Source organism: Methanocalculus sp. (assembly GCF_030651615.1).
Lineage (GTDB): Archaea > Halobacteriota > Methanomicrobia > Methanomicrobiales > Methanocorpusculaceae > Methanocalculus.
Map to the genome: position 1 here is coordinate 1 of NZ_JAUSCG010000141.1, position 7158 is coordinate 7158.

Genomic DNA, 7158 nt, shown 5'->3' on the forward strand with positions numbered 1-7158 from the left:
ATGATGACTTTATGGAGAGGCTCTTTCATCGTCTCAAGTTCAATGATATCATGCCTGCTCACCGGCCCGACATCGGCACGCATGATCTCGATCTCTTTTGACTCGAGCTCCTTTGAGAGCGCCTCAAGCGCCCCGATAGTATCTGCCTTGATACTGATCCCAAGATTGGAGAGCTTAATGTTTGCAGTCTGCATCTCGGCATCGATCTCATCGATGATCTTCTGGCGGTCTCCTTTGATTACGCGGAGAGGAGATCCGGCGATCACATCATCCAGATTCGGAGCTACAAGCTTAATACCGGCTGCCGCAGTAACCGACTTCACACGCTCAAACCGATCTTCAATAAGAATCTCCTTCATCGGTCTCGGTTTTAAGAGTGAGCGGATCTTCGTCTCGATACATCCGGATGCACCGGCAACTGCAATCTCGTCACCGACCTTGATCGTTCCGTCATAGAGGATCAGATCCAGGGTCATCCCAAGACCGCGCTCCTCCTTCACTTCAAGAACCGTCCCCTGACCCGGCCCGTCAACTGTTATTCTGAGTGACTCGGTGAGGTAACGCTGGGCAAGACCGATCATCACCATCAGAAGATCAGGTATCCCCTCACCCGTTATCCCTGAAGATGGAACGATGGCGATGTTCCTGGCAAAGTCCCGGACACGATCGTACCGTTCAGAATTAAAGCCGAGATCTGAGAGTTTTCCCACAAGTTCGTAGATTTTGGTCTCCAGGATTCCCTGCACCCGTTCATTCTGTTTTGCATAGGTCTTCTGGAACGGTTCATCGGGATGAACCCGCCATCCCGGGATTTTATCGACCTTTGTTGCAGCGATGACGAAGGGGGTCTTACAGTTTCTGAGGATCTGAAGTGCCTCCAGTGTCTGCTGTTTAAAACCCTCGTTAATATCAACCACAAGGATCGCAATTTCGGCGAGGGCACCACCACGTGCGCGGAGGGTTGTGAAGGCGCGGTGACCGGGAGTATCAATAAAGAGGAGGCCGGGGATATTGATATCGGCATCTTTTTTAAGGCCGCTCATCTTTCGTATCGATTCGATAGGTATCAGCGTCGCCCCGATATGCTGTGTAATCGACCCCGCTTCAGATGCGCAGACCTTTGAGCCACGGATCTTATCCAGAAGTGATGTCTTTCCGTGATCAACATGCCCAAGCACACAGACGATCGGTGTTCTGATATTGTCCTTTGCCATTTCTGATTCCCCCTCCCAAAAACCGTAATACACGGGATAAACCCGAAAAGTGATACTCTATAACGCATTCGGAGTATTAAAATTCTTTTGAGACCTCTTCTTCGTACAAGGGTTGGTGCCTGACAGGTTCAATCCGTTAGATTAAATAGTGTTTACTGGCAATTATAATGAGCATTTATGCTAGGGTAGGGTAGCTGGTCATCCTATAGGACTGTGGATCCTTTGACCCGGGTTCGAGTCCCGGCCCTGGCCTTCGGAATTCAATTCCGATTTTTCTTACAAATTGTTACCTAGTCCCTTTCTGATCCCGCTTACATGGGAGAAGTAGAAACCATTCCTTTGAGTGACCTGCACACAGCTGTCACAGGGAGACTTCCTGCTCCGTCCCTTCAACCCTGCAAGTAAAGAAATATTTCCGGAAAAGAGAGGAGATAAACTCACAAATCTGTCTGATTGCTCCGATACACACCTTCAACCATTAACTATAAGAGCCCCTGCGCTCTTTCATCGGATATGAGATGTGAGTGCTGCATCTCACAAAAAGGAGTGGATGGTAATGTCTGATGGAACAAAAAAGCCGACACTACACCTTGTCGGCGAGAAGATGGAGACCTGTGAGCTTGACCGGGCGAAGATGTCACTGATGAACCCGAAAGTTATTCATGAGAAGGTCGAGGAACGGACGATCGACGAGATGGCAAAGAAAGTCATCGAACACTGTCTTCAGGAGGGTATTGAGACCATCTGGGACAGGAGCGAGATGCAGGAGCCGCATTGCAAATGGTGCTCAACCGGTCTCTCCTGCAGCCGGTGCACGATGGGCCCCTGCCGGATCATACCTGAGCGTCATCGTGATCGGGGTGTCTGTGGTGCAGATGCAGATCTGATCGTCGCCCGGAACCTGCTTGATACGCTGGCAACAGGTGCTGCATCCCACTCCGATCATGGGAGGGAGATCGTTGAAACGCTCCTGCTTGTTGGAAAGGGAGAAGGAGCAGGTTATAGGATCACCGATTCCAAAAAACTCTGTGCAATCGCAGAAGAGTATAACATCCCAACCGATCGTGAAGTAAACGAGGTCGCCCATGATCTGGCGCTCGCACTCCTTGAAGAGTTTGGGACGATAAAAGGGGAGCTTGGGCTCTGCAAGAGGGCACCGGATGCCACCTATGCCATCTGGAAAGAGGCGGGCATCCTCCCAAGAGGCATTGACCGCGAGATCGTTGAGGCGATGCACCGGGTCCACATGGGAGTCGGCGCCCACTATGGCAATATGCTGCTTCATGGGCTCAGGACGGCTCTTGCCGACGGATGGGGAGGATCGATGATGGGAACCGACGTATCTGATATCCTCTTTGGGACACCCACGCCATGCGAATCGCTGATGAACCTCGGGGTCTTCAGAGAGGACCAGGTGAACATCACGCTTCACGGCCATAATCCGATGCTCTCGGAGATGATCGTAACAGCAGCAGAGGGTGAAAAGATGCTCGCTCTTGCTAAGAAATACGGTGCAACAGGCATCAACCTTATCGGACTCTGCTGCACCGGAAACGAGCTTCTGATGAGGCGGGGCATCCCGATGGCAGGCAACCATTTCAATCAGGAGCTCGTCATCGCAACAGGTGCACTCGAAGCAATGATCGTCGATTACCAGTGCATCTTCCCTTCACTGCCAAGAACCGCTAGCTGCTTCCATACAAAGATCATCTCAACCAGCCCAAAAGCGATTATACCAGGTTCTTACTATGTTGAATTCTCGCCTGAGAACGCAACAGAAGCAGCAGAGGTTATCGTCAGAACAGCAGTCGAGAACTTCAGAAACAGAGATCCTGCGAAGGTCTTCATACCCGGCAAGCCGGTTGCGGTGAATGCCGGTTTCTCAGTCGAAGCGATCACCGCAGCTCTTGGGGGCACCCTTCAGCCACTCGTTGATGCAATCGCATCCGGAAAGATCCGTGGAGCAGTTGGAATCGTCGGCTGCAATAACCCGAAGATTAAACATGACTTTGGCCATGTGACCCTTGCAAAAGAGCTGATCAAACACGATATCCTCTGTGTCGAGACCGGTTGTGCCGCAGTGGCTTCCGGAAAAGCAGGTCTTCTCACTCCGGATGCCGCCTTCCTTGCAGGGGATGGCTTAAAGGCGATCTGTAAAGCCGTCGGCATTCCGCCGGTCCTCCACATGGGATCATGCGTTGACTGCTCACGGATCCTCGTCCTCTTGGCAAATATTGCAAACATCCTCGGTGTCGGGATTCATCAGCTCCCGGTTGCCGGTGCAGCACCTGAATGGTACTCACAGAAGGCGGTTGCTATCGGGTCATACTTCGTTGCTTCCGGCGTCTACACGGTGCTTGGTCCGATGCCAAATATCAGCGGAAGCCCGGCAGTCGTCGACCTTTTGACAAACGGTCTTGAAGATGTTGTGCATGCGAGGTTTGCAGTGGAGCCAGACCCCGTAAAAGCGGCTGATCTGATCATCGCACATATCGAAGAGAAGAGGAAGGCGCTTGGCATCTAAAACGAGAGATTCTACAAAGCAGAGTACAACGTTACCGGGCCTCCGGGTGATCGTCACCGGGAAAGGTGGTGTCGGGAAGACCACCTTCACCACCCTTCTTGCCAGAAATCTTACTGAGAAGGGGTTTTCCGTCCTTGCGATCGATGCCGATCCTCAGGAAGACCTCGCCAGCTCATTTGGATATACCAGGGATGAGATCACCCCGATCACAAAGAACCGCAGATACATTGAAGAGAAGATGGGGGGGCGAGGGGTGGTCGTCTTAAACCCCGACCTCTCCGACCTCATTGACAGGTGTGGGAAGAGGACCACAGACGGCATCGGCCTCCTCGTCATGGGAACGGTTGATTCTGCCGGCGGAGGCTGCCTCTGCCCGGAAAACACCCTGATCCGGGGGATCATCCGGAAGGTCAGGGTGAAGGAGGGTGAAGTAGTCTTAATGGACACACCAGCAGGGCTTGAACATCTCGGCCGTGGCCTTGGAAAAGGGTTTTCACATCTTATCGCCCTTGCCGAGCCGACGACAAACGCTCTTAAAACCGCATGCAGAACAGCAGAACTCGCAGGAGAACTCGGAATTTCTGATCGAACACTTGTCATCAACAAAGTGCGATCAGAAGAGGAGTATCAGAGAGCTATTACAACCCTCGGCTCCGATCACCCGTTTACCATGATTCGATCCCTCCCTTATGACGATGAGATTGCATCATCGGATCTGATGGCATCAGAGCGGAGATCTGTTATTTTAGATGGAATTTCCGCACTCGCCGAGACCATCATCACTAAAAAAGGGAGATAAGAAGGAGAGATCAGGCAAATGTTGCCGAGATGATCTTCACTTCGGTCTTTGGCCGATCATTTCTGTCGGTCGGTGTCTTTCCCATCGCATTGATAACCTCAATACCGGAGATGACCTTTCCAAAGACCGGATGCTTTGAGTCAAGGTAATTGTTATCAACAAGATTGATGAAGAACTGGCTTCCGCCGGTGTTTGGTCCGGCGTTTGCCATCGCAATAGTTCCCCGGACGTTCTTCCTCTTTGGTGAGAACTCATCCCTGATCGTATAACCCGGACCTCCGGTTCCGGTTCCTTTCGGGTCGCCCCCCTGGATCATAAATCCGGCGATGATTCGGTGGAAGACGGTACCATTATAGAAGCCTTTTCCAACAAGGGTTGCAAAGTTTCCTGCCGTCACCGGCATATCTTCAAAGAGTTCAAGGGTAAAGTCGCCCATTGTGGTCTTCACAATGACATTTCGTGGTTTCTGCTCATCTGACATGCAGTATGGTATGCACCAGAGATCAATAATGATTCTGGCAACCCATACACTTTCGAATAGGGTATGCAGCTGGAGAAGAGTAAATCCGAAGTCACATTCACTCCACCTGGGATCTGATGAGGCGCCGCCCTTTTTCGGTGAGCGTGAGACGGGTGGGCATATCCCCCATTTTCTTTGAACACCCACTACAGCAGGCACATGCTGGCATCCCTTCTCCGGGGGTGCAGGCTGCATCCCGGCTGAGATAGCCCATATGCTCCATCATCTCAAGCTGATTGAGAAGCCGTTCCTGTGAGATTCCAAGATCTGCTGCAAGAAGGGAGATAGCAATCCCCCCTCCGGCAACCTTTTCGGCGATATCCCGGATCATCCTAATCCCTCAGTAGACCGCTTGAGAACTCCTTACCCCAGATGATGAATCCATAGAGGGCAATCAGGGCAAGGTAGATCTGTGGTGTAATCTCTGCTGAGAAGAGACCAAATGAGACCGGTTCACCCTCAAAGATCGCCAGTGTGACAAATTCTGCACAGAGCGAGAGGAATGCAACCATCCCAAAGATCCCGGCCAACGCGATCCCAACATGCATATATGCGACCCCTTCATGGGTTCCAAGGGAGAGCTCCCTGGCACCGAAGAGGAGGACGAGACCGACAAGTATCAGGACGAGGCCACCGATCAGATCTCCTGGAATCTGTAAGATTTCAGGGATCCCGATATCCGGCAGAACCGATACAATGATCTCTCCAACTCCTGCAAGGAGATAGAGTATGCCGACCAGGAGTGAGAAGACCATTTTTGTTTGTTCAGACATGGTTTACATACCTCCAAGGAAGATTCCTGCCACATGGTAGGTGACAAACGCAAGTACCCAGGCAACCACAAGTCCATACACGACTGAGAAGCCTGCCCAGCGCCATGACCCGGTCTCCTTTTTGATAACTGCAAGTGCTGCGACACAGGGCATATACAGAAGGACAAAGACCATCAATGCAAGTGCTGCTGCTGCGGAGAGTGCAGGATCTGCAAGCAGTGCATCAGAGAGAGCTTCTTCTCCTGAACCATAGAGAACACCAAGTGAACTGACGACGATCTCCTTTGCAACGAATCCAAAGAGGAGTGCAACAGCAATCTTCCAGTCAAGACCGAGCGGGGCGACAAGCGGTTCAAGCAGATGGCCGATCATCCCTGCGAAACTCTCTTCACCACCATATTCCACACCGAAGGGGAACGAAGCAAGGAACCAGACGAACAGTGATCCGATCAGGATGATGCCACCAGCCTTCTTCAGGTACATCGATCCCTTCTCCCACATATTCAGAAGTGCCGTTTTTACTGTTGGAATCCGATAGGGTGGCATCTCCATGATGAAAGCGGATGAGTCACCCGGAAGTATTGTGCTTCTGAAGAGCTTTGCCGAGAGGATGGCTACTGCAATTCCAAGGACATAGAGTCCGAATATAACATTTCCGGCAGCCGCTCCGAAGAAGACACCTGCAAAGAGGACATACACCGGCAGCCTTGCTCCACAGGAGATGAACGGATTAACCAGAATGGTGATGAGACGATCCCGATCATCTTCGATGGTCCTGGTCGCCATGATAGCAGGAACATTACAGCCAAAGCCCATCAGCATCGGAATGAACGATTTTCCCGGCAATCCTATTGCATACATCAGGCGATCCATAATGAATGCCGCACGAGCGAGGTACCCGCTTCCTTCGAGGATCGAAAGGAGCAGGAAGAGGATGAAGATATTCGGAACGAAGACGAAGACACCACCGACCCCGCCGATCACCCCTTCACCGAGGAGAGATGCAAGCCATGCAGAACCAACAGATGCTGCCACCGCTTCACCAAGCCAGCCGAAAACATACTCAATTCCTGCCATGAAAGGCTCTGCAACCGCGAAGGTGAGCTGGAACGCGCCCCACATTAGTGCAAGGAAGATCGGAATACCGAGGTACTTGTTCGTCACGACCCTGTCGATCATATCCGATCCGGTCATCTTCCGGACACAGATGGTACATGCCTGCGGAAGGATCGCACCGATCGCCTCATATCGTTTGTCTGCGAGGACAGCCTCAAAATCATCGGTCTCGATCTCATGGAGCAACGTATCGACAGCGGAAGCAACACTAC

Annotated in this window: 7 protein-coding genes and 1 tRNA gene; 3 read left to right on the forward strand and 5 right to left on the reverse strand. The window is 51.8% G+C overall.

The window, feature by feature from the left end:
* The coding region (gene infB, locus Q7V06_RS06125) for a translation initiation factor IF-2 (RefSeq protein ID WP_304839532.1) at nt 1–1214 on the reverse strand (1214 nt) is incomplete at its 3' end.
* Between the two features lie 179 nt (nt 1215–1393).
* Between infB and Q7V06_RS06130 the strand changes: the two genes are divergently transcribed.
* The 3 genes from Q7V06_RS06130 (at nt 1394) to Q7V06_RS06140 (ending at nt 4537) form a co-directional block, all read left to right on the forward strand.
* Nucleotides 1394–1466: transfer RNA gene (locus Q7V06_RS06130), tRNA-His, on the forward strand.
* Between the two features lie 304 nt (nt 1467–1770).
* Complete coding sequence (gene cooS, locus Q7V06_RS06135) at nt 1771–3738, forward strand: anaerobic carbon-monoxide dehydrogenase catalytic subunit (protein ID WP_304839535.1); 1968 nt, start codon at nt 1771–1773, stop codon at nt 3736–3738.
* The gene (locus tag Q7V06_RS06140; RefSeq protein ID WP_304839537.1) at nt 3728–4537 is read left to right on the forward strand and encodes an AAA family ATPase; all 810 of its coding nucleotides are present in this window, start codon (nt 3728–3730) and stop codon (nt 4535–4537) included. Before cooS ends, Q7V06_RS06140 begins: the two co-directional genes overlap by 11 nt.
* A 10-nt stretch (nt 4538–4547) precedes the next feature.
* Here the strand turns inward: Q7V06_RS06140 and Q7V06_RS06145 are convergent, their stop codons facing one another.
* From Q7V06_RS06145 to feoB, 4 genes are all read right to left on the reverse strand, one after another.
* The gene (locus Q7V06_RS06145; RefSeq protein ID WP_304839540.1) at nt 4548–5018 is read right to left on the reverse strand and encodes a peptidylprolyl isomerase; all 471 of its coding nucleotides are present in this window, start codon (nt 5016–5018) and stop codon (nt 4548–4550) included.
* A gap of 97 nt (nt 5019–5115) precedes the next feature.
* Nucleotides 5116–5388 (reverse strand): hypothetical protein, encoded by a 273-nt coding sequence (locus Q7V06_RS06150; protein ID WP_304839542.1) that lies wholly within the window; start codon nt 5386–5388, stop codon nt 5116–5118.
* A 1-nt stretch (nt 5389) separates the two neighbouring features.
* Entirely contained in the window at nt 5390–5830 is a 441-nt protein-coding gene (locus Q7V06_RS06155; RefSeq protein ID WP_304839545.1) for a hypothetical protein, read from the reverse strand.
* Nucleotides 5831–5833: 3 nt separating this feature from the next.
* Nucleotides 5834–7158, reverse strand: a 1325-nt coding sequence (feoB, locus tag Q7V06_RS06160) for a ferrous iron transport protein B (RefSeq protein WP_304839547.1), incomplete at its 5' end; no start/stop codon positions are given.